Annotated in this window: 18 protein-coding genes and 3 pseudogenes; 8 read left to right on the forward strand and 13 right to left on the reverse strand. The window is 58.0% G+C overall.

Translation table 11 applies throughout. The features are described 5' to 3' along the window. The 5 genes from AC1D00_RS00385 to AC1D00_RS00405 all read right to left on the reverse strand — a co-directional run. Positions 1 to 145 (reverse strand): SDR family NAD(P)-dependent oxidoreductase (locus AC1D00_RS00385; RefSeq protein ID WP_477009298.1); only part of this gene is annotated, 145 nt, incomplete at its 3' end. Between the two features lie 170 nt (positions 146 to 315). Next, positions 316 to 1,119, reverse strand: coding sequence for an SDR family oxidoreductase (locus tag AC1D00_RS00390; RefSeq protein ID WP_477009281.1), 804 nt, complete (start codon positions 1,117 to 1,119; stop codon positions 316 to 318). 418 nt (positions 1,120 to 1,537) lie between these two features. Next, the gene (locus tag AC1D00_RS00395) at positions 1,538 to 2,329 is read right to left on the reverse strand and encodes an SDR family NAD(P)-dependent oxidoreductase (RefSeq protein WP_477009282.1); all 792 of its coding nucleotides are present in this window, start codon (positions 2,327 to 2,329) and stop codon (positions 1,538 to 1,540) included. 1,233 nt (positions 2,330 to 3,562) lie between these two features. Continuing rightward, positions 3,563 to 3,892 (reverse strand): winged helix-turn-helix transcriptional regulator, encoded by a 330-nt coding sequence (locus tag AC1D00_RS00400; RefSeq protein ID WP_477009299.1) that lies wholly within the window; start codon positions 3,890 to 3,892, stop codon positions 3,563 to 3,565. Between the two features lie 361 nt (positions 3,893 to 4,253). Next, entirely contained in the window at positions 4,254 to 5,039 is a 786-nt protein-coding gene (locus tag AC1D00_RS00405; protein WP_477009283.1) for an MBL fold metallo-hydrolase, read from the reverse strand. A gap of 294 nt (positions 5,040 to 5,333) precedes the next feature. Between AC1D00_RS00405 and AC1D00_RS00410 the strand changes: the two genes are divergently transcribed. Beyond that, positions 5,334 to 6,236 carry a LysR family transcriptional regulator gene (locus tag AC1D00_RS00410; protein ID WP_477009284.1) on the forward strand — a complete coding sequence of 301 codons (903 nt, stop codon included), beginning with the start codon at positions 5,334 to 5,336 and terminating at the stop codon, positions 6,234 to 6,236. Positions 6,237 to 6,743: 507 nt separating this feature from the next. Here AC1D00_RS00410 and AC1D00_RS00415 read toward each other — a convergent pair. Then, complete coding sequence (locus tag AC1D00_RS00415) at positions 6,744 to 7,751, reverse strand: zinc-dependent alcohol dehydrogenase family protein (protein ID WP_477009285.1); 1,008 nt, start codon at positions 7,749 to 7,751, stop codon at positions 6,744 to 6,746. 127 nt (positions 7,752 to 7,878) lie between these two features. Between AC1D00_RS00415 and AC1D00_RS00420 the strand changes: the two genes are divergently transcribed. Next, positions 7,879 to 8,766 (forward strand): LysR family transcriptional regulator, encoded by an 888-nt coding sequence (locus tag AC1D00_RS00420; RefSeq protein WP_477009286.1) that lies wholly within the window; start codon positions 7,879 to 7,881, stop codon positions 8,764 to 8,766. Between the two features lie 265 nt (positions 8,767 to 9,031). Here the strand turns inward: AC1D00_RS00420 and AC1D00_RS00425 are convergent. Then, a pseudogene (locus AC1D00_RS00425) lies at positions 9,032 to 10,016 on the reverse strand (zinc-dependent alcohol dehydrogenase family protein). A 110-nt stretch (positions 10,017 to 10,126) separates the two neighbouring features. On the opposite strand from AC1D00_RS00425, the gene AC1D00_RS00430 reads away from it, so the two are divergent. From AC1D00_RS00430 to AC1D00_RS00450, 5 genes and pseudogenes are all read left to right on the forward strand, one after another. After that, positions 10,127 to 11,050 carry a LysR family transcriptional regulator gene (locus AC1D00_RS00430; RefSeq protein WP_477009287.1) on the forward strand — a complete coding sequence of 308 codons (924 nt, stop codon included), beginning with the start codon at positions 10,127 to 10,129 and terminating at the stop codon, positions 11,048 to 11,050. A gap of 525 nt (positions 11,051 to 11,575) precedes the next feature. Further along, positions 11,576 to 12,316: pseudogene (locus AC1D00_RS00435) on the forward strand (IS630 family transposase); the annotation flags it as partial. A gap of 183 nt (positions 12,317 to 12,499) precedes the next feature. Further along, positions 12,500 to 14,032: an IS21 family transposase gene (istA, locus tag AC1D00_RS00440; RefSeq protein WP_083843304.1), complete on the forward strand. Its 1,533-nt coding sequence runs from the start codon at positions 12,500 to 12,502 to the stop codon at positions 14,030 to 14,032. 11 nt (positions 14,033 to 14,043) lie between these two features. Then, positions 14,044 to 14,787, forward strand: coding sequence for an IS21-like element helper ATPase IstB (istB, locus tag AC1D00_RS00445; protein ID WP_477009288.1), 744 nt, complete (start codon positions 14,044 to 14,046; stop codon positions 14,785 to 14,787). A 264-nt stretch (positions 14,788 to 15,051) separates the two neighbouring features. Beyond that, positions 15,052 to 15,453: pseudogene (locus AC1D00_RS00450) on the forward strand (transposase); the annotation flags it as partial. 388 nt (positions 15,454 to 15,841) lie between these two features. On the opposite strand, the gene AC1D00_RS00455 reads toward AC1D00_RS00450, so the two are convergent. Next, entirely contained in the window at positions 15,842 to 16,459 is a 618-nt protein-coding gene (locus tag AC1D00_RS00455) for a cupin domain-containing protein (protein ID WP_477009289.1), read from the reverse strand. A 139-nt stretch (positions 16,460 to 16,598) separates the two neighbouring features. Here AC1D00_RS00455 and AC1D00_RS00460 point away from each other — a divergent pair, with 139 nt between their 5' ends. Continuing rightward, complete coding sequence (locus AC1D00_RS00460; protein ID WP_477009290.1) at positions 16,599 to 17,516, forward strand: LysR family transcriptional regulator; 918 nt, start codon at positions 16,599 to 16,601, stop codon at positions 17,514 to 17,516. A 16-nt stretch (positions 17,517 to 17,532) separates the two neighbouring features. Here AC1D00_RS00460 and AC1D00_RS00465 read toward each other — a convergent pair whose 3' ends face one another. From AC1D00_RS00465 to AC1D00_RS00485, 5 genes are all read right to left on the reverse strand, one after another. Beyond that, a complete protein-coding gene (locus AC1D00_RS00465; protein WP_477009291.1) occupies positions 17,533 to 18,849 on the reverse strand; it encodes a TRAP transporter large permease in 1,317 nt (438 codons plus the stop codon). 10 nt (positions 18,850 to 18,859) lie between these two features. Beyond that, entirely contained in the window at positions 18,860 to 19,369 is a 510-nt protein-coding gene (locus AC1D00_RS00470) for a TRAP transporter small permease (RefSeq protein ID WP_477009292.1), read from the reverse strand. A gap of 101 nt (positions 19,370 to 19,470) precedes the next feature. Further along, positions 19,471 to 20,523, reverse strand: coding sequence for a TRAP transporter substrate-binding protein DctP (dctP, locus tag AC1D00_RS00475; RefSeq protein ID WP_477009293.1), 1,053 nt, complete (start codon positions 20,521 to 20,523; stop codon positions 19,471 to 19,473). Positions 20,524 to 20,537: 14 nt separating this feature from the next. Then, positions 20,538 to 21,344, reverse strand: coding sequence for an alpha/beta fold hydrolase (locus AC1D00_RS00480; RefSeq protein ID WP_477009294.1), 807 nt, complete (start codon positions 21,342 to 21,344; stop codon positions 20,538 to 20,540). A 153-nt stretch (positions 21,345 to 21,497) separates the two neighbouring features. Beyond that, complete coding sequence (locus AC1D00_RS00485; RefSeq protein ID WP_477009295.1) at positions 21,498 to 22,421, reverse strand: SDR family oxidoreductase; 924 nt, start codon at positions 22,419 to 22,421, stop codon at positions 21,498 to 21,500. Positions 22,422 to 22,619: the final 198 nt, after the last annotated feature.

The following is a 22,619-nucleotide window of genomic DNA, read 5'->3' on the forward strand; positions in this document are numbered from 1 at the left end:
CCTCAGTAAGTCGATGAAGCGGGGCCTCCCGCCGCGCAACTGCCAAGACCTGGGCGCCGTTTGCAAGCGCTTGTTCCGCGATCCGGCGTCCGACCCCTCGACTCGCACCGATCACGACCACCTTCTTACCTGTTAGCGGCAGCATCCTGTCCTCCTTTCATCCTTGTCATGCGTTACGATCATAAATTGTACCTAAGCGTGACGCGACGCCCAGATTCATTGTGGACGTGATGCTCCGTTTGTATTCCCATCGGATACTGTTGGAGGGCGGCGGACCACCCTCGTCGGCTACCCTGGGTCCCGGCCATCATCACGTCACGCGTAAAATTGACGGGACGGCAAGGAATCATTTGCGCTTGCAGGCACCAGCTTTTTCGATGCCTTCCAGAGCTGCCCATTGATGAAATTCGGCGCAACGCGCCGCATGAAGGCAAGTTGCTTGGATTGCCCCGGTCGAATCTCGCTCGTACCCACCTTGAGCGATTCAAACGATTGTTTCACCAGCTCCTCGGTGGTGATCAGGGTTATGCCATCGTCTTCGCGAAGGTCGACCGTCATGTCGGTCTTCACCGCTGGAGGCATTACCTCAATGACCTCTACGTCGGTCTCCTCCAACTGGAAACGGAGCGACTGTGTGTATGAATGAATTGCCGCTTTGGTCGCACAGTAGATTGGCAAGCAAGGCAGCGGCACGAAGGCAAGTGCGGAAGACACGTTGATCAGAGTGCCTTTATTCGCCTTCAGAACATCTATGAATGCGGAAGTCATACGAATGACCCCGCCCGCGTTCACGTTGAGCTCTTCCGTCAACCCGGCAAGGTCGGCCGCCGTGCCTCTAAGGTTCTTATAGTGGCTGATGCCCGCATTGTTCATCAGCACGTCGAGCCTCGGAAAGTTTGCTTTCATTCGCTCTGCGAGAGCGGAGATCTGAGCAGGATCGGCTACGTCACTTTGGATTGTGTGAAGCTTCGGGTGTTTCGTTTTAACCGCATCCAGCACTCCTTGCCGCCGGCCGGTCACGATGACCTCGTTGCCGAGATCCGAAAATTTCAACGCGAACGCAAGACCGATGCCCGCGGACCCTCCAGTTATTAGGATTGTGCGACCGGTAAGTTTCATGATGTGCTTTCTCTTTTTGGTACGCTTTTTGTATTCGTCAAACGTCGCGTGGCCGTGCGACAAGGCCGCAAGCCGTCCGGCCCGCGAGATACATCACGACGATGTCTCGCTGGCGGATGCGATTTGCTAGACGCCCCCAGGAAACCTCCCGGCTCCCAAGCTCAACTTTCCTCACCTGGGTCTCTAATAGTTCTCTCAACCACTGTGTATGACCGGCGTCGCATCGAGATTTCATCGGTCCCTTGCGATTTTTTTTCGCTTGCTGGTTGCACGCTACGCTTGAACCGAGCATGCACTTCACCTCAGCTTGCCTGGCAGGAATAAGGCCGTCGATACAGGTGCAAAGCGCTCGTATCGACGGTGTCCAATGCTGGTGCTGGTTGGCTGTCCCAAGGGCAACCGTGGCGGCGGCACGAGGCTAATCGTCTAGGCTTCCCAGGCTCATGTTGACTATGCTGCCTGTGATTGCGCTCGCGCGATCAGAAGCCACGAACGCAGCTACATCGGCCATTTCCACGAGCGTCGGAAGTCGACGTACGTGAGTCTTGCTAGCGATCAACTCGTGGAATTGCTCCGAAGACATTCCCCACGCCTTGGCATGAAGGCCAAACACCTCCTTGATCGTACCCGACTCCGGCATCCCTTGCGGTCTCAGGCCCACAACACGAATGCCGCGTGGGGCAAGCTCCACAGATAGATCGCGTGTGAGAGCCTCGACGGCGCTCATAGCCGGTGCAACGCCGCCCATCAGAGGGATACCCGTTCTCGAAGGCACTGACGTTACCGTCATAATAACCCCTGATTTTTTCTCGATCATTCGGCGAGCGGCGAGACGCGATGTCAAGAAATACGACTTCGAGTACGTCGCGATTGGCAGCGAAAACTGGTCGAGCGCCAATTCAAGCAATGGCACTCCTTGTAGGTTCGTGTTGCGAAGACCGACGGCGTTGAATGAGATATCAATGCGGCCCGTCTGTGCGATGACTGTTTGCAGGTGCGCATCGATTGCATCTTCGTCAAGAGCGTCGACCTCCGCGGCTTGGGCGCCCCCCCCGGCGTCGACAACTTCCTCGGCCACCGCGTTTACCGGGGCACGGTTGCGCCCAGTAAGAAACAGCTTTGCTCCTTCGCGCGCAAAGGCTTGAGCGACGGCTCCCCCGACCGCACCTCCAGCGCCATAGATCACCGCAACCTTGTCTTTCAGCATCATCACCTGAGTCCTTTTCATCTCTATCCACGGCCGCGACAGATCTCGACCAACTTCCTGAGACTGGATTGGCCACTGAATCTCATCGGTCCGTGGGCCATTTTTTGGAATCTCTGACCGCTTGCGCTTGCGACCACTTCTACAATTCCGTGATAACAAGCCCGGCGACCGGGCATCCTTCGCTGAATTGGCTGCCGATAAGTTGGCGGACCAAAGCGCAATTGACTTCCGGTTGGCTTTCCGTGTCAGCAGACCATTCGTAGTCACCGCTGAGAGCGAACGAACTGTCGGTCATTTGATTTTGACCGCCCTCGGTCGGACGCTAGAACCCAATGCAGTTATGGACGAGTGCCGCGCGATTAATCCGGCGCTATCCGCTTTCAGCCTCGGGCACAATCGACACTTAGCTCCCGCAACGCGGCAATTCGCCGAATCTCACAAGCGACAGCCCCTAGTGTCCCGCGAAGGGAAATCTCAGCAAACGCCGTCGCCTTGTCGAGGTTGGGAACGTCGATTACGCTTAGACTTATCAATTCGTCCTTCCAGAAGGCAGATGGGCCATCACTGACGACCGGTCGGACGCCCCCCTCGGAAAGTGACTGCCGTAGTCGCAGGCAGGAGCTCCAAGCTAAACTTAGTCGCACCCATAAACTCATCAGACTTTTTGCCCGCGGCCAAACTCGCGGATGGGCCATTTTGCGGTCTTAGTTCGCTGGCGACATCCTCGGAACCATAATAGAGCAAAGCATTATCGCATCGAGCCGCTCCCAAGTGTTTTTAGGATCGGGCGCCGCTAAATGTGCTGGCCTCCGAGCCCTCCACTATGACCAGCGCGACGAGCCAAATTCGTGGTCCTGCGCAATCTTTTTTACGCCGGCCAGCTCGCCCGCGATCAGTAGGATCAGAGATAAAACACTGCATTGCCGACTGCACAGAGCGACTTGGAAGYGGATAGTGCAATGTTACCGCTTCCTCCTAGCACACCACAGTACGTCTAGATCCGCATGGCGAAACTGAGGTGGTGGTGCATTTGATGGGAAACCTCCCGTGTCGCGCGAAAAGGCACGACGGTAGTTCATGTCGCCCCGGCATTCACCAAGCTCCACGGTCATTGTAGGCCACTCTACATGCCTGCTCCGGATCGACCCCGCATCGGATCAATATTTTAAGTTTGTCAGCGCCGACTTCCAATGGCGCCAAAGAACGTAGCGCGCTTTGCGTGGCATATGAAACTAATCATGCGGACCGAGCCGATTCTGCCAAAGTGGCTCCGCGGGAGGCCTTCAACTGCTCCCGCTCAAGCCGCGCCTTGCCCCACTGCGAAAGCATTGCGACTACTGGACGGAGGCTCTCACCTTCCTCGGTAAGTCGATATTCCACACGTGGGGGCACCTGAGCGTGGGCCGTCCTAACCACTAGTGCGATGGCGCCTGCAGAATGGCTGTCGAGCAAGGTCGCGATCGACGCCTGATGCGACGGCACGAACCAAGCGTGATCCCGAGTGATCTGCCAATCCGAACGTCCTATGGGGTCTCTAGTTGCGTCCACACGCTTCGGGACAGACATGAGCCTCACCAACGTTTCGAGCCCGGCGAGGCAAATCACCAGTTGGCCTGGCCGGGTTCCTGATGACGATGAATTCGGATCGAGGATACGTGCAGCGCCTTCCTGCAATTGCGCCAGTTGGGCACCACTCGTATGGGGAGTGATCAAGAGCGCACCCGGATCCGCGCGGCCGTAGCGGCCATCTCCGACATTGAGATGCGCATCGCGCGTGACTGGCCAACGAGCGGCCTGGATTGCCCCTCAGCGGAACGACGGTCCTGTCCGGCGATGTTGACCTAGGCCTCCGGACAGGACGACACATCACACAATCTCGCGTGAGCGCGCTAGTACCTGCACCTTTCAGATTGCCCAAAAGCGTTAATCAAATCGAATAGGGCCATTCGGCAGGAAAAAAACGATATCCAACCTTTTCTTTCGCGATGTGTCCGATGCCGGGAAACGGCATGTGCATTCCGGCAACCATCAGCCTCTCCGAGGTAGCCATATCTAGAGCGCGTGCCCGCGATTTGGCCGCTAGCTTGGGATCAACGTCGAATGCCGGGCCCCACTCAGGATGCGTCATCTGGAAGGCCGCGTGATGTACCGTATCCGCCCAGATGAACAGAGTCTCCTTACCTGAACTCAGCATATAACCCGTATGCCCAGGAGTGTGGCCCACCAACGCAACAGATTTCAAGCTATCGAAGATAGTTGCTTCGGTCGAGAGCTTAGTAACGCGACTTCGATAAGCGTTTGCGGCAGTGCGCGCTCCAAGGAAAAACGGCTTGAACGGTTCAGGCGCTTCGCGCATGCTAGCGTCATCATGCCAATACTTGAAATCCGCTTCGGCCACAATCATTTCGGCGTTCGGAAAGACGGCTTGGCCATTCGGATCGATCGCCCCGGCGATGTGATCAGGATGCATATGCGTCAGCAAAATGGCGTCGATCTGCTCGGGCTTTATGCCGGCCGCAGCCAGGGCGCTTGGAAGTTTTCCGGCCGTTGCGCCGAGCGAATTGGCTGAGCCTGTATCGATCAAGACGAGACGGTCGCCGAGATTCACGACGAATGCATTGATAGGGCTAAGGTGCGATGAAACTGGAGGGAATTGAGTCCTCTCCAACTGATTGGCGATCTTGGGAGGTAGATTGAAGAGTTCGGTGGGCATCGTTATGTAGCCGTCTAGAAGTGCGGTCACCTCGACTGTTCCGATTTTGCGACGAATAACGCCTGGGACCTGCGCTTCGGCAATAGGCGCCCTCGCTGCGGCCGACCGCAGCCCCGGGGGCGACGACGTTCCTACCGCTGCAAAAGCCGCGCTCGTGATAAGGCTACGACGAGAAATCTTCATTGATGGAGTCCCTTTGGCGAGGTTTGAAACTTGCTATAGGGCCATTGGCTCTGATTATTAATCGTGTTCGCCGCGATAACATATATCACCCCTGCTTATTAGTGTGATCGGATGGATCGGCTTACTCTTTTGTCCTGCTTCGTTCGAGTGGCCGAGAGCGGAAGCTTTTCGGCGGCCGCCCACGATCTCAAACGCACTCAGTCCGCCGTTAGCCAGCAGATTCGTGCCTTGGAGACTCGACTGCGAGTCAGGCTTTTTGACAGGACAACGCGAAAGGTTTCCTTGACGAAGGCCGGCGTTCGATATCTTCAAAACGCCAAGATCATTCTAGAGATGCTCGATGAAGCTGACGCTACGGTTGGCGACCTCGAGCGCACGATGTCTGGCAAACTCAAAATCAGCGCTCCTGTAAGCTTCGGCACCACGGTTCTTGGATCTTATCTTTTCAGTTTCAGACAGACTTATCCCGATCTCCAGTTGGACGTCTCTCTCTCTGATCAATTCACAGATGTCGTTGCAGAAGGCCTCGATCTATCGATCCGATTAGGATCAGTTACGGATCCGAACCTTGTCGTTCGCAAGATCGGTGTGGTGGAGCGCTGCCTAGCCGCTACGCCCGGGTACCTTAATCGCGCCGGAAGACCTGCAGCACCGGAGGAGCTGGAGGGTCATGATTACGTCGTTCATTCAAATGTTCGCGGCGGTGAACATTTTTCGTTGATTACTGCGGATGGTCGAATAGCCGATGTGCACGTCAAGCCAGTCTTTCGATCGGACAACTCCCAGCTCATCTGTGAAGCCATCGCCTCGGGGCTCGGAATCGGGCTAATCCACGGTGTATTACTGACTCCCAAGATAGCAAGCGGAGCGCTTGAGCGCGTACTTCCAAACTGGAATTACGAACCCCAACACGTTCACGCCATCTATCCATCAAGCCGCTACATTCCCCCGAAAGTCAGGGTCTTCGTGGATGGGTTCGCCGAATATCTGCGAGAAGTGGGTGCACTGATTTGAGTTGACCGAGCCCAGGGGACGGGAAGGCCGCTCACGACTTAGTATCAGTGGTATGCCATTTTCTTGCTAGTGAGTTGCGCCGATTGGGCATCGCTTTATTAACACAATTAGCCGTTGACGAGCTAACAACCTTGCTCTCGCTCTTTCCRCCCTCCATGGGACGATATCGACCAGCAGTGCTTCCAGCTTAGGGCCTGCGCTGAGAGCGACTGCCGCTCACATGCCGGTGAGCTATGCCGGGAAAGCTCACATTTTCTAAGGCTGTGGCCGCATGCCAACGCAGCGCCTTATCTTTTTGCCTGGATTTCGGAGCGGATCCTACAAGAGACACGCGCCGGCAGATCCCGCCCGCGAAGAGTGGCCCATTTAGGCCGGGCAATCTTGGCTAAGCCGCACCGACCCTACCTCTAGGGAGACCAATTGTCACATCGCCGCGAACACTTTCGCGACCACTCTATTCGGCGCAATCATAGTTTGACCTTCGAGGCTGCTCGAAATCGCCGGTTCTCAGAAAGTCAAAACGATTTTCCCGAAATGCTCACCTGCATGCAATCGACGGAATGCAGCAGCGGCATTTGTCCATTCGAAGGTGCTGTCGATAACGGGCTTATGAGAACTCCTGCTCATCGCGTATAGAAGATTCTCAAGTGCCGAGCRGGAACCAACGGAAATGCCCTGGACTATCGCCTGCTTGCGAAAGACATCAAGCGGGTTGATTCGGCCCTCCGTCCCGCCCAAATAGCCGACTACATTGATACGTCCTCCGGACCGGATCGCTTTGAGCGATTGCGCAAAGCCACCGGGCCCACCCAGTTCAATGATGTGGTCTACACCACGTCCGCCTGTCAGCTCCAAAACAGTTCGGGACCATTCGGGGTTCGTGCGATAATTTATGCCGGAGAAGGCACCTAGCGCCATTGCGCGTTCGAGCTTTGTGTCGCTGCTGGAGGTCACGATGGCATGCGCTCCGGCCATCATTGCAACCTGAAGGCCGAAGAGAGCAACACCTCCAGTTCCTTGAACAAGAACTACGTCTCCCGGCTTGATCGCACCAAAAGCAACAAGCGCTTGCCAAGCGGTTGAGCCCGCGCAGGGAGCAGCGGCCGCCTCCACGTCAGACAATGAGTCCGGAATCTTCACTAAGCGTTCTTCGTCGAGTGTGATTTCTTCTTGCAGTAAACCGTCGACTGGTCCTCCCAAGGGACCTCCTACCTTCGAAATATCGAAGCGGCCATCGTTCCATTGGCCCCAAAAGGCGGAGGTGACGCGATCGCCCGGCTTGAAACGCGCTACGCTCGGGCCGACTTCGATAACTTCGCCAGCCCCGTCGGAAAGCGGCACAAGGGGCAAATTGTAGGGTGTGGCGAAACTTCCAGTAACGATTTCCAAGTCGCGGTAATTCAGACTGGCGGCCCGCATTCGAATGCGGACCTCCCGCCGGCCCGGAGCGGCAGACGCACGGTCGATCTCGGCCAACCCATCGATGCCGTGCCTTCGAATGATAATCGCCTTCATAGTGTTAGTTTCCATCTTTGTTTGTGGCGATGCAGTGGAGCGAGCTAAATTGGCCGTTGCGACTTTTAGAAGTTGCCTTTGTGTATGCAAATGCATAATGGTTATAAACATCATTCCGAGGATTTATATGCTCGATGAATTGAGAGCACTTGTCTTTTTGGTCGATACTGGGTCGATACAACGTTCAGCTGAGCGACTTCGGTTGACCCAACCGRCAGTGACACGGCAGATCCAGCGACTCGAGAGCATGCTGAACGCAGATCTTCTTGATCGGCGCGTGAAGCCGCCGACGATGACGCCTGCTGGTCTCATCGTAGTCGAGCGTGCGCGTGCAATCCTCGCTGCAATCGCTGAACTAAGGCAGCAGGTTGCGGCGGACGCTGAACCATCTGGGCCCTTTCGCCTTGGCGTCTCACATTCCATCGCTGACGCTGGCCTTGCCGATATCTTGGACACGTTACGCCGACGCTATCGTCGGCTTGAGCTAAGGCTGACAAGCGGATGGATGCCGGAACTTCTCCAGAAACTCGAGCAAGGGGCGCTAGACGCGGCAATTCTGCTTGCGGCAGGCGACGACGCGCGCACACCGCCGCCAAATGGTCAAGCGGTAGCGAACGAGCAGATTATGATCGTCGCGCCCAAAGGGCTAGTGTTGCCCCGTGAGCCGAACCTAAGGCAACTCTCAGAATTCGGTTGGATTCTAACGCCCGATGCCTCATGTGGAGCTCGCCGTGCGCTTCAAGCATCGATTGAGCGTCAGGGAGGGCAGTTTAGGCTCGCCGCGGAAGTACAGGACATCGACCTTCAAACCTCTCTCATCAGCAAAGGTGTGGGCATCGGTATCCTGCCGCGCAAGAAGATCACACCGCAGCTGAAGGGCAAGATTAAAGTTGTTCGAGTCCGCGATGTCGCGCTTGAAATGGCCGTTTGGGTAATCCAGTCGCCATTCGTTGCAAATAAGCGAGAGTGCATTGCGCTCCTCGCCGCGGAATGCGCCAAATACTATTGCTCGTGACCTGCTAAGCTATGAGCGATTGCACCTGCCGCCGTCCTCATTCTGCTTCGGCGCCCTGCCGACAAAGCTACCAATCGTAGCGGCTATGCTACGCCCATACTAGTTGAGAGGAATAGTGCTTTCGCAGAGCTCGATGCCTGTGCGAACTCCGCTGAAGGCCGCGTCCACACATCCGTCGCAAACAGGACTTTATTCACCTCACGGATCGTCTCACTCCGACTAGCTTGCCCTGGGAACGCTGTGACGGCGATCGAAACTACTCGTTTCAAACGGTTATGACGACCTTGCCAAACGGACCTCTACTGAAACAATTTAGGGCTGCGAGGAAATTCCCGAACTCGTACTCGGCTTCGATCACCGGCTTCAGGCCGATCCGGTCGACCGCTCGCACCAAGTTTTCGAGCCAGCGTCTATGTCCCATGTAAATGGCCTGGATCGTCGCCTGCGATAGAATCGCGGACACCGAGGGGAAGCTGGCCTCGAAGCTGTCAATCACGTCGATCAGGGAGATCCGGCCTCCTGGCGCACCGAGCTTGCCAGGTTCGCACCGCCTGCCATTTCTAGAATATGGTCGGCGCCTCGTCCGCCGGTAAGTTCCAGCACTGCTGCGGCCCAGTCCGGTCTCGCCCGTCGGTTTATTCCGTGCCGCGCGCCAAGCGCTTTAGCCCGCTTGAGTTTGGCGTCGCTGCTAGAAGTAACGATCACCTCAGCGCCCGCGGCTGCGCCCAATTGGAGTGCGAAGATCGACATGCCACCCGTGCCCTGGACTACCACGAGTTCACCAGGGCGCATCCTTCCAAGCTCAACAAGGCTGGTCCATGCGGTAAGCCCGCAGCACGGCAGGTGCTCGCCTCAGCGTACGACAAACTCTCGGGCGCCTTGACTAGCCAAGCCTCCGGAACGACGACGTACTCAGCCAGTACGCCAGGCACGGGTCCGCCAAAGCTCGATACCACGCCATCGATGCGGGGGGCGGACCGTCCACCCAGCCCGTATTGAAATTGTTGATGACCCGGTCGCCCACGGCGAAGCGTGACACACCAGTGCCCACAGCTTCGACCTTTCCGGCAAGATCCGAGCAAGGTGTGAACGGCAGGCCGTAGGACTCATAGCCATTGTTGTCGATCGAGAGGCGATCCCGATAGTTGATTAACGCGCACCAATACATCCCCAAGCCCCGGTGAGGGCCGGGGGACCTCCGCAAGCTTCACACAATCGCGTCCAGGCCCTAGAACCTGCCAAATCCTCATCACGCCCTCCAACCTACCGCACACTCCGAAGGCGACTATATAGGTAAGTATCTGTGCGCATTGGTGGTCATTTGTCCGTTCAATGGCGAGAGATCTTCTACAGAGGCAACATGGTCGATCGTTCGAGCGGCATTTCCGTCTTCGTGAAGGTCGCGGATTGCGGCAGCCTCGCGCGCGCATCGGAGCAACTCGGTCTCACTAGATCTGCGGTCGGCAAGACGATCACGCGCCTGGAAGCGCGACTCGGCGTCCGCCTCTTTAACCGTACAACCCGCGCGCAAAGCCTGACCGACGAGGGCCAGAGCTTCTACGAGCGATGCCAGCGCATTGTGGCAGAGATCGAAGCGGCCGAAGCGACGTTGTCCGGCAGCGATCGCTCGTCAACAGGGGTGCTCAGAGTTAGCGCTCCGGTGTTGCTGGGTCGGCTCTGCGTCGCGCCTATTCTTGTCGGCCTGACCCGGCGGCATCCTTCCACGGAGCTTGATCTCCGATTAGCCGACCAACTGGTAGATCTCGTTGAGGAACGGATCGACTTGGCGGTGCGGATTGGAGCTTTGCCTTACCGTGCTGGATTGATCGCCCGCAGGCTGGACACATTCGAAATGGTGGTTTGCGGAGGGCCAGATTACCTTGCGATGCGAGGCAGCCCCTCGGAGCTAGGCGATTTATCAAGGCACAATTGCCTGCCCTACGCTCGTCGTGGTGGGCGAGCCGAGCCTTGGCGGTTCGCCACCAACCAGGGCGATGTGATTGAACTTGCCGTTGGCGGCCGGATTCGGTTGGACGATCTGGAGGCAGTAGCCGAGGCTGCGGTGGACGGCGCCGGCCTCGCTTGCCTTCCGACCTGGCTAGTCGATAGCCGGCTGCAATCGGGTAAGCTCGTGAGGGTGTTCGATGGTCACCAAGCGCTGGGGAATCCTGTCTACGCCGTCTGGCCGCAGGCCACACATGCCCCCTCGAGAGTTCGCGTTGCGATAAACGAGCTTACACGCTGCATGCCGGCCAAGCTCACTCGGCTGGCTCACGCGCCCTGACCGGGATCGTCTCGCCAGAACGGGCGCCCCAATAGTTCGGCTCAGAGGTCATGTGGCAGCAACGATCATCAATCACGAGCACCGCGCCCGCCTACAAGTTCGCGAACCGCCGCCCAGTCGAGAACGCGGAATGCTAGGCCTATGCCCTCGCTCACTTGCGCGCTCATGGCGTTCAATTATTCGAGAAGACACCGATGATTGCCGGGCCAAGCGCGGGGGAGACCTGGTGCTATTTCCGCACCCCTTGGGGCCTATACATGGAGCTGGTCACCTATCCGAAGGGAAAAGGCTACGAGAAGGACTTTGGCGGTAGGAAGCTATGGGATCCGCGCGCGCCTGCCGCTTGAGTCCCTTGCCGGCTGCCCTGGTTACCTAGCGCTGCTATCGCTAGGACCAGCGAAGCAGCTCCAGGCCGCAAACAACTTGTTCTCTAGTGTCCCGAGTCACAAGTTCGCAATCATAGATTCGCAGTAGATTCGTGTCGCTGTGGCAAGGATGGAGGCTGTAGCAGCGACGGAGGATCTGATGGCGGTCCAGCAACTTGCCTCCCTGACATTGAGCGATGAAGAGCGTGCCGAACTGAGGTCGCTGACGATGCGGCGGAAGACGGCGCAGGCGCTGGCCCTGAGAGCCCGGATCGTGCTGACCTGCGCGGAAGGCGGTCAGAACAAGGAAGTGGCGGCCAAGCTGGGCCTGGACCGATCGACGGTAGGCAAGTGGCGGCGGCGTTTCGTGGAGCGGCGCGTGGACGGGCTGCATGACGAGCCGCGCTCCGGGGCGCCACGTACGGTTGACGATGCTCGCATCGAAGCCGTGATCGTGAGGACGTTGGAGAGTTGCCCCGAGAACGCCACCCATTGGAGTTCCCGCGACATGGCGAAGGCGAGCGGCCTGTCGGTGTCGACGGTGCAACGCATCTGGCGCGCCTTCGGGCTCCAGCCGCACCGGATGGAGACGTTCAAGCTCTCGACCGATCCAAACTTCGTGGCCAAGGTGCGCGACGTTGTGGGCCCCTACGTCTCGCCACCGGAGCACGCCATCGTTCTATGTGTGGATGAGAAGTCCCAAATCCAGGCGCTGGATCGCAGTCAGCCGCTGCTGCCGATGCGGCCCGGCCAGCCGGCCCGAAGAAGCCATGACTACACGAGGCACGGCACCACATCGCTGTTCGCCGCCCTCGACATTGCGAGCGGATGGGTCATCGGCAAGTGCTATGGACGCCACCGTGCTGCTGAGTTCCGCAAGTTGCGGATTCCGATCGATGTCGCCCAGGATTCCGAGATGATCTCGCCCACCATTCCGATTTGAAGTCGCCCACCCGTTCCGAAATGATGTCGCCCACCATTCCGGRATGATSTCGCCCGGGTGACGAGGCCTCTTCTGGCTCCCATAGGGTCAACTCTTTCGGCTTTGCGAAGGGGACCCTGGATGCCGACGGAGAGGCTTGCGATGCGCCGTGTGCGCGATGTGATCAGAATGAAGGCGGCCGGGCTGCCGAGCCGCGAGATTGCGCGACGGGTGGGCGCGGCGCCCTCGACGGTGCGCCTGGCGCTCCGGCGGTTCGAGGCCGCGGGCTTGAGCTGGCCGTTGCCAGACGACGTCACCGACACGGTTCTGGAACTTCGCCTGTTCGCGAAGACCGGCAATGGCAACCGTCAGGGTCACCGCCGCATCGCCGAGCCCGACTGGGCGACCGTRCACCGCGAGCTCAAACGCAAGCACGTGACGCTGTCGATCCTGTGGGAGGAATATATCGCCACCGAGCCCGGCGGATACCGGTACTCGCGCTTCTGTGAGCTCTACCGCGCCTGGGAGGGCCGCCTGTCGGTGACGATGCGCCAGGCCCATGCGGCCGGCGACAAGTTGTTCGTCGACTATGCCGGCGATGGCGTGCCGGTGGTGGTCGACCGCCTGACCGGTGAGCGCAGAACGGCGCAGATCTTCGTCGCCGTGCTCGGCGCATCGAGCTTCACCTACGCGCAGGCGACGTGGACGCAGGGGCTCGCCGACTGGATCAGCGCCCATGTTGGCGCCTTCGCGGCGATCGGCGGCATACCGGCGCTGGTGGTGCCCGACAACACCAAGGTCGCGGTCATTAAGGCGAGCCTGTACGACCCGCAGATCAATCGTACCTACGCGGAGATGGCGGCGCATTACGGCACCGCCATCTTGCCGGCGCGGCCGCGCAAGCCGCGCGACAAGGCCAAGGTCGAGCAGGCCGTCCTCATCGTCGAGCGCTGGCTGCTCGGCCGCCTGCGCCATCGCACCTTCTACAGCCTGGCCGAGGTCAATGCGGCGATCGGCGAACTGCTCACGAGGCTGAATGAGGAACGGCCGATCCGGCGGCTCGGCGTGACACGCCGCCGGTTGCTCGAGGAGGTCGACCGGCCGGCGCTCAAGCCATTGCCGGCGTCCCCCTATGTCCTCGCCGAGTGGCGGATCCGCCGCGTCAGTCTCGATTACCACGTCGAGGTGGAGAAGCATTACTACAGCGTTCCGCATCGCTTCGCCCGCGCCGAGGTCGAGGTGCGGTTCACGGCCCGTACCGTCGAGATCTTCCACAAGGGCGAGCGGATCGCCGCGCATCAGCGCATGAGCGGCAATCACAAACACACCACCGTGCCGGAGCACATGGCCTCCAGCCATCGGCGCTACGCCGGCTGGACCATCGCGCGTATCCGCCAGGACGCCGCCGCGATCGGGCCGGCGACCAGCGCGTTGTGCGACCTCATTCTCGACGAGCGCTCGCACCCCGAGCAAGGCTTCCGCGCCTGCCTCGGCATCCTCAGGCTCGCCGCCTCCTATGGGCGCGAACGGCTGGACGCCGCGGCTGCGCGGGCAATCGACATCGGCGCGCGCACCTATGGTTCGGTCAAGTCGATCCTCGCCAACAATCTCGATCGGCGTTCTGCTCACCAGCGTTCCGCGGACGATGCGCCGATCCTGCATGCCAACATCCGCGGACCGCGCTACTACAATTAGGAGATCATCCCTTGCTCACCCATCCGACCCTCGACCGCCTCAACGCCCTCGGCCTCCACGGCATGGCCAAGGCCTTCGCCGACATCGAAGCCACCGGTGAGGCCGCAAGCCTCGGTCACACCGAATGGCTTGCGCTGCTGCTCGAACGTGAAGCCTCGCTGCGGCACGACAAACGGCTCGCCACTCGCCTGCGTTACGCCAAGCTGCGCCAGCAGGCGTGCGTCGAGGACATCGACTACCGCGCCCCGCGCGGTCTCGACCGCCCGCTGTTCGCTAAGCTTGTCGAGGGCCGCTGGATCGACGACCACGTCAATCTCCTGATCTGCGGCCCGGCCGGCGTCGGCAAGAGTTGGCTCGCCTCGGCGCTCGGCCACAAGGCCTGTCGCGACAATCGCTCCGTGCTCTATCAGCGCGTCCCGCGACTGTTCGACGATCTGGCGCTCGCCCGCGGCGACGGCCGCCATCCACGGCTGTTGCGCGGCCTTGGCCGTGTCGATCTGCTGATCCTCGATGATTGGGGACTCGAGCCGCTCGACGCCGGTGCCCGTCACGACCTCCTGGAAATCCTCGAAGATCGCTACGGTCATCGCTCCACCATCGTCACCAGCCAGCTCCCCGTGGACCAGTGGCATCTGCTCATTGGAGATCCCACCTATGCCGACGCCGTGCTCGATCGCCTCGTCCACAATGCCCATCGGCTCGACCTCACCGGTGAGAGCCTGCGCCGAACCCGGCAATCCGCCCGAAAGACTTGAGCCCGTGGCGCTGTGGACATGCCGCTGCGCTTGGACAACGCAATCGCGTTGCCCACATGCCCACAGCAACCGCAGAAGAAGAAAAACAGGTTGAAGTCGCGATTCCAGATTGACCACGCGGCTTGACCGATGCCAGAGAACCAGCCGGCCAGAACGCCTCGCCGCTGGGCGAGATCAAATCGGAAAGGTGGGCGACATCGTCTCGGAATCCACGGGCGACTTCACATCGGTACGCCTGGGCGACTTCGTCGGAATCCGCACCGCAAGTTCCTCGACGAGATCGAGGCTGACGTGCCGCGTGAACTCGACGTTCATCTCGTCATGGACAATTACGCCACGCACAAGACCCCCTTGATCCGAAAATGGCTGGCCAAAAGGCCGCGTTGGCACGTGCACCTGACACCGACCAGTTCGTCATGGCTCAACCAGGTCGAGCGCTTCTTCGCGCTCCTCCCCGACAAGAAGATCAGGCGCGGCATCTATCGCAGCGTCGCAGCGCTCAGGGCTGACATCACTTCGTTCATCGATCGACACAACGCCGACCCAAAACCGTTCCGATGGACGAAGTCCGCCGATGACATCCTTGCTTCCATCGAACGCTTCTGCCGATACAATGCCCCGGCAAAACACGACCCAATGTCACGAACTTCTGGTTCAGGACACTAGCTACCAAGCCAGGGCAATTCTGGTGGCGCGTAGTGGCCCATGTCACGGGGAGCCGAGCTGCGTCCTACCCAACACCGACGCAAGGAACCGGAGATGCCGCTGGTGGCACCCTACACGAAGTTGATACACACTCACCGACCGCGCGGCCACAAGTGCGCGCTAGGCTTTGTCAAAGCGTCTCTCGTTCGCTGCTTCTTTCACGTTATCGTCAGAGCTGTGGTCAGCCGCACTCGCGGTCAATCTATGGTGCGATGTCAACTCGCACGCGATTAACGCCCACCAGGTGTACAGAACGCGGAAGCGCTCTTTCGCCTACATCCGAATTACATGTTGTTGTCCGAGCGGCCGAGCGCCAATATTGGCCCTCGGCCAATCATACTGCAGCTCTTCAATGAGCCTTTTCCTCCAGGAATGAGAAGCCGATCGTCTCCATTCTCCCCGCGACCTCCGGACCAAAGGTGTCTTTGAATTTTTGAGACTCCGATGGAGCAAACCCGATGTCGTTGTAGTCCTGTTCCGAGCCACCAGTGATCAGCACAAGCAGGTACGCTGTTTCGTCGCCGATGTTCGTAAAATCTCGGCAAACTGCCTTGGGGACCGCGATCATGTCGAATGGCTCGATAACCGTCTCGTTTTCGCCCTGGTCGCCCCACCTCACTTTGAACCTCCCCTTCAGACAAAAGAAGTGCTCGGTCGTATAGAAGTGCGCATGCAACATCGGCTTGTCGCCTGGAGGACATTCAGCAATGATCACGCTGAGCTTGTCGTCCGCAACAATCGCTGGTGTCGCGGACATCGGGCCGGCTTTCGCCGATGGTGCCATCAAGGTGTAAAGGGTTTTGGCAGTAACCATTTCGTAGGCTTCGCCGGGAATCCCCTGCCCCTTGTCGTAGTATTCGCTTTGCGGCCGCAGCGACTTAAATCGTGCGATGCGCTTTTCCATTTCGTCTGGGGTGATGGTAGTTGTTTTTGGTTGTGTGCCTCGCGATATTGTTGCAGTCGACATTCGTGCTTCTCCGTGGTTGAGGCGGCGAGCCGCTCCTCGATTGGTTGCGCCTATAAGTATAGAGGCCAAGATCACCCCTCAGCAGCCCCTCAGCGTCTATCGCCTCAATAGAAAAATCTGATATCGTTCACGGATGGAAATGAAGCAACTCGAGTACTTCTTGAAGGTCTGTGCGGCCGCCAGTCTGAGCGACGCGGCGTATTCTTCTCGAATTTCGCAGCCCGCCCTCAGCCGACAGATCAAGTTGTTGGAGGATGACCTAGGCGTCGTTCTCTTCGAACGTCACTCGCGCGGGATGGTGCTGAGCGAGGCAGGCCTCCGCTTGCGTCCTCAGGCAGAAGCTCTCCTTAGGGAGGCTGAACGCATACGTCTCGACGTCGCCTCCGAAAGCACCAAGCCGAGGGGAGAACTTAGAATAGGAACGCCATCTTCCTTGCGCCGGTTTTTAGTCACACCAGCGCTTGTTCATTTCATAGAGAAGTATCCTGACGTACGGTTCCACATTCACGAAGGTACCTCGCGTTCGGTCCGAGACACCTTGATGAATGGCGCGATCGATCTGGCGATTCTGTCGAGCCAGGAAGACCTCGAGCCGTTTCGGACGCAGCGTGTGGCTTCGGAGACTTTGTTTTTGATCGGCCCCAGGAGGGCTCAATTGTCGATGGCCAAGCCCGTGGCAGTAAGCATATTGCCTACCCTACCAATGGTTCTGACGGCGCCGCCGAATAGCTTACGTACGATTGTAGACCGCGCTCTGCAACGGCTGGATATGCTGGTGGACGCTAAGATTGAAGTCGAAACTCTTCAAATGGCGATGGATCTCATCGACACAACAGGATGTTACTCAGTGTTTCCGTACTGCGCGATTGATATCCCTCTGCGAGAAAATCGCATCACCGCTTCGCCCATAGAAAGGCTCGGCATTTCCTGGACGATCGCCACTCACCGCGATCGCCACGAAACGCCCGCGGCGAAACTCTTCAGCCACGAGATAATAAAGGAGGCTCGCCGAAAGATTGAAGTCGGCGAGTGGCACACTGCTATCCCGAACTCGTAGGTCTATACGAGGGCACCTACCAAGCATACGCGAGCGCGCTCGCGATGCCAGGAAAGATCGCTATAAGCACCGCGACACACAGCAGGATAAAACAGAAGGGCAGCGTGCCCCAGAACCCGTCCGCAAGCGTTACACCCTTCTMGGAAATGCTTGCTTTGACCAGGTATACAGCTGTACCGAACGGCGGATGCAGCAACCCAGCTTCGATGAATAAGATCGCGGCAATGGTGAAGCCAATCTGGTCAACTCCTAGGCTCTTGGCTATAGGCCAGAAAATAGGAGCGGTGAGCAGCATGATAGAAATCGAGTCCAGCATCGATCCCAACACGAGCCAGACTAAGATCATGATAACGAAGGTGCCACCGGCACCTAAGTTTGCCGTCTTTAGCAACTCCTCAATCGTGTCCGTGACGCCCTCATAAGCGAGCATGCGCGAGAAAATCTGCGCGGCAATCAGAAGCAGCAGAAGGGGTGCCGTCATTTTGCCAGAATCGAGCAGGGTCACTATTATTTGTCGGACGGTCATTCCTTTGGCGAGCCCGAGGACAACGGCACCTGCAAGTCCGAACGCGGATGCTTCGGTCGGGGTAAAGAAGCCGCCCCAAATTCCACCGAGGACGGTCAGCATAAGAGCAGCGATACCTAAAATGCCGACACGAGGCGAATTGCGGTCCGCTTCCGGCCGCTCGTCGGCACGATCGCTCGGATCCACGTCGGGAACGGCCTTGGGGTCGAGCACCGCTCGGCCAACGCAATAGAGGGAGTAAGCTGTTGCAAGGATGAGCCCTGGCACGATTGCGCCTTTGAAAAGCCTTCCGACCGATTGCTCCGTGATTAGCGCCCAAATTATGAGGAGAATTCCTGGAGGTAGCAAGAGGCCGAGCACCGAGCTTCCAGCCACGCAGCCGAACGCAAAACGCGCGTCATAGCGGTATCGACGCATCTGCGGGTACGCGATCCTGCTGAAGGTGACTGCAGCCACCGCAGCGATGCCAGTGACGGTCGCAAAAATTGCATTACCAATAACGGTCGCCACCGCAAACTTGCCCGGAATGTGCCTAAGCGCTCGATTGACCCAAGCGAACAAGTCCTCGGCCGCGCCGCTGCGCGCTACGATGAAGCCCATGCCGTCAAAAAGTGGAATAACGACCAACAGATATTCCCGCATGGAAGTAAATGCAGTATCGCCGGCCAGACCCAATGCCGTTTCCAGATTGGAAGTCATCAAGATTGCTATGATACCCGTAATTCCCATCGCATAGGCAAGCGGAACTCCGAAAGCGCCAAGAACGATTGCGGATGCGATGGAGCCAGGGATGACAAAAGCTTGCATTGTATCTGCCTCAGTGCGATATGCCGTCGACTGGAACGCTCGTCTCCAGACCAAGAATGGTGCGCACGAGCGCGTACACCAGGATCATCGCCGTATAAGACCAAAGGAAGATGAGCGCAGTTCGTACGGGTGCAAGCGGCATCTTGAGATTGATCGTGCCATCCATCTCGTGAATTTGCCACGCAGTGATCATGGGCTGCCACATGTCGGCGACAAGAGCGGCAAACAAGATAACACCAAGCACGCAAGTCAGCCCTTCAACTACACGCTTACCATTCTGGGGAAGCCTGACGAGCAACGCCGAAACGCGTAACATACGACCTTCCATGATCGTAGCAGGTGCCTGGCAAAAAATGATCAGCACTACCGTATTGCGCACCAGCTCCACCGTTCCCAATATTGGGTGCGCGAATAGAACACGCCCCAAAACATCGGCCATAACAAGAACCGCATCGAATACAACGATGCCAACTGCCACATAGAGAATGACGAGGGAGAGCCGTTCGAGCGGTCGGCTCAACGCTACAATCGCATCAGCGACGGAGAAAGGCGCTGACGGGGTGGTCGTCGTTCGAGTAGCGCTGGACGACATAGTTCTCTCTCGCTCCTGCATTGCTGCGTTCAAAGAGGATAATCTACGGGCATCGTGTACCCTTCTTCCTTCAGAAGTCGTATGTATGCCTTGAAGACCTCGGTGCCTGGCAGACCTTTTTGGTCGAGTCTCCTCGCTTCCTCGGCTGGCGCCGACTTCAAAGCGAGCGCCCAATCCTTCTGGTCCTTCGCACTTAGCGTCACGATCTTTACACCAAGCGATGATGCTTGCGCTTCGGCAGCCTTTTCGCGCCGCAGGGATTCTTCACTGGTTTTGACCGCAGCTTCCTCAGCAACTTCGTCAATGATCCCGATTAGATCTTCGGGTAGACGCTTTCGCAAATCGAGGTTCATGTATGTGGCAGTCCCGATAATCGATCCACGCCCGGTCTTCAGAAAGCACTTCGCGACTTCGCTTAGTTTGAAGCTGTCTAGACCTGAGGCAAAGAAGATGCCGCCGTCAACCAATCCATTCTGAATGGAAGTATAGAACTCGCCGATCGGTATTGTTACCGGCGTAGCACCTGCCGCCGCAGCCCAAGCTGCATTCGATGTTGAGACACCAAGCTTCCTTCCTTTCAGATCAGCTAACGTTTTGACTTCGGCCTTGGTCACAATTCCGTAGTCCTCGTAGGCGGAGAGATTCAATGGATAGATGTGGTATCGTGCGAGGCTTTCCCGCAGCGCTGGCACTTCCTTTAGCATCCGAGTCGCGACGCGCTGTTGGAGGAGTTGGTCTGGACTCGTGAAAGGCACATTGTAAGAGAAATTGAAAAGTGCCGCCCGTTCGGTATCGAAGCTAACGGCAGCAAGCCCGATATCGAGTGTGCCTTTTTGAACAGCTTCGACGATTCCGTCGAGCTTCGCCACGGTTCCCGCATAAGCCTTCACGAACCTGACATTGTGGCCTGCCTCCTTGGCTCTTTTGACTACCTCGGGCACGAAGTAGTCGTCGGCAACGCCGACGTAAGTCAGCGATCTCGGATGCCCAGCTCCTATTCTAAAAGTAAAGTCACCGGCGAGCGCTGTGCTAGTCCAGGCCAGCAAGGACGCAACCAAAGGGAGCATTATCGATTCGCGCATGGGAGCCTCGTCGGTTAGCTGGATGAGAGCATTCTTGTCAGAAAGCCGTTGTAGCGCTCGAATTGCGTTACGTGCGGATAGTGCCCCCCAATGGAGAGACAAAGTCGCTGCGCCTTCGAATATCGATTGAACAGCAAGCCACGCGTCCGCGGAAAGAGCAGCGGATCATCCTCGCACCCTATGAGGCCAATGCGCTCCTCTTCGATCTCAATCGTAGGCGCTGGTTTGGCAGTCGCCGCCGCCAACAGGCGCTTGCGAAGCTGTTCGCCGTCTTGACCATCTCGCAGCAGACCGATTTGAATGTCGCGCAGCAGGCTGCGGGGCTGAGCATCTAACCGCCGCAACCACTCGGTTTTCACGTGATGGCCACTTTGCAACTGGAGTCGCTCAATATCGAACAACGGGTGATGCCGGAGCTCCTCCGAATCGCAGAACGTGCTCGCGAGTACTAAGCGATCGATACGGCTCCAGTCCTGGATGAACTGGAGCCAGTATCCGGCGAGAGAAGCTCCTAGAATCGACGCCCTAGCGACGTCCAGTTCAACGAGCAACTCGACGAGATCGCGGGCAAGATCGGGAGAGGGGCGATCGGGATAGTCTACGGCCAGACATCGGTAGCGGTCGGATAGCCCTACGATCTGGTAAGAAAAGATCTCCGCGGTACCCAAGCTACCGGGCAGCAGCACAAGAGGAAGCCCACCGCCGCCGGTATCGCGCACTCTCCACCAAGCGCCCCGGATTCGCACTTCGCTGACCCGCTTAAAACGGCGCGCCGCCTCGGTCAGGATCGGAAATCCGTTGCTTAGCGTGCGCCAGTCCACGAGCACTACTCCCTCCGATAATTTGATTGCTTGGCGATCTAGGCCGCCTTTTCGACGGACATCTTGAGCTGCCTTTGGCGCTAGTTCCAGATCCGTTTGTTTATTGCAGCCATAACCTTGCTGAATAAGTTCTAAGGAGGCCGTTCATGCACTTCATACAACGGCGGCACTGTAGTCCGTGATCAATCGCGACCTTTGATTGCTCGCAGCGCTTTCCACTAACTTACCTAGAAATTGCCTGTAGCTGGCAGCCGGTCTACCCAGTAACATCGAGAGCACCTTCGAGTTGCCGGCCGGCATCCCATAAGTGTCATAGTCCGTGAACATCGCTCTAATTTGGCTCAACTCATCATCGGACATACGCGCAARGAACGGCTGCTTTCGCGCTCGCTCAAGATACTCATCAGCCCCCGATTTTACTGCGATCACTTCTTTCCCCAGAGCCTCGCTCATGAGGATGGCAATCTCCGAGCGGCTCAGGAAGGCATCTGTCCCGGCAAGTTCGTAGGTGCCATACTCGTGACCAGGCTCCGTGAGCACGTTTGCAGCTGCCTCGGCGAGGTCATCGATGTCCACCCATGTCAACTGCTTGGTCGTTGAGTACGGAAGCTCCCATCTTCCCTCTTTCACAATGCGCGGCCAAGTCCAAGAAATGTTTTGCATGAAATTTGTCGGAAGCAAGATCGTATAATCAAGCCCCGAGCGGTATAGATCAAACTGAATTAGCTCTTTCGCCCAATGGTAGTTGATGTGTTGAAGATAGGGCGCGATAACCCCGTGTAGAACGAAACGTTTGACGCCGGACCTGATCGCCGCCGCCAGGATCGTTCTTCCCATCTCGTGCTCGTTGACGGTGAGTGTCGGGGCAATGTGATAGATCTTCTCTACGCCGGACATTGCTAGGTCCAGCGAACTCTGATCACGTAGATCTCCAAGTACAGCCTCTGCTCCGAGAGCCTCGATCTTGCGTGCTGATTGGGGATTAGTGACCAGCCCGCGGACCTGGACGTTGCGCTGCACCAAGTGCGAGATAATCCGCGTGCCGGTCTGTCCGGCCGCAGACGTAATTAAAATCATGACTTCCTCCCTCTTCTTCGGCCGAGTGCATGACCGTCGCATCAGGGCCGCGAAGATGCCAGAATGCGCTGGTCGCGGTTAGACTGCAATCGAACCATTCTATGGCTCTCATAACCGGGAGCTACACGTCTTGATCGACGCCCGGTGAGCCCCGGAACTATGCGACGATAAAGGCCGCGAATACCGGCCCCGCGGGTC

Source organism: Bradyrhizobium sp. P2_E8, assembly GCF_056403875.1.

Excerpts from the sequence above, each read along its gene's own strand:
- AC1D00_RS00390 (WP_477009281.1), bottom strand. The coding sequence starts at position 1,119 with ATGAAACTTACCGGTCGCACAATCCTAATAACTGGAGGGTCCGCGGGC.
- AC1D00_RS00395 (WP_477009282.1), bottom strand. The coding sequence starts at position 2,329 with ATGATGCTGAAAGACAAGGTTGCGGTGATCTATGGCGCTGGAGGTGCG.
- AC1D00_RS00400 (WP_477009299.1), bottom strand. The coding sequence starts at position 3,892 with ATGTCTGTCCCGAAGCGTGTGGACGCAACTAGAGACCCCATAGGACGT.
- AC1D00_RS00405 (WP_477009283.1), bottom strand. The coding sequence starts at position 5,039 with ATGCCCACCGAACTCTTCAATCTACCTCCCAAGATCGCCAATCAGTTG.
- AC1D00_RS00410 (WP_477009284.1), top strand. The coding sequence starts at position 5,334 with ATGGATCGGCTTACTCTTTTGTCCTGCTTCGTTCGAGTGGCCGAGAGC.
- AC1D00_RS00430 (WP_477009287.1), top strand. The coding sequence starts at position 10,127 with ATGGTCGATCGTTCGAGCGGCATTTCCGTCTTCGTGAAGGTCGCGGAT.
- AC1D00_RS00455 (WP_477009289.1), bottom strand. The coding sequence starts at position 16,459 with ATGTCGACTGCAACAATATCGCGAGGCACACAACCAAAAACAACTACC.
- AC1D00_RS00460 (WP_477009290.1), top strand. The coding sequence starts at position 16,599 with ATGAAGCAACTCGAGTACTTCTTGAAGGTCTGTGCGGCCGCCAGTCTG.
- dctP (WP_477009293.1), bottom strand. The coding sequence starts at position 20,523 with ATGCGCGAATCGATAATGCTCCCTTTGGTTGCGTCCTTGCTGGCCTGG.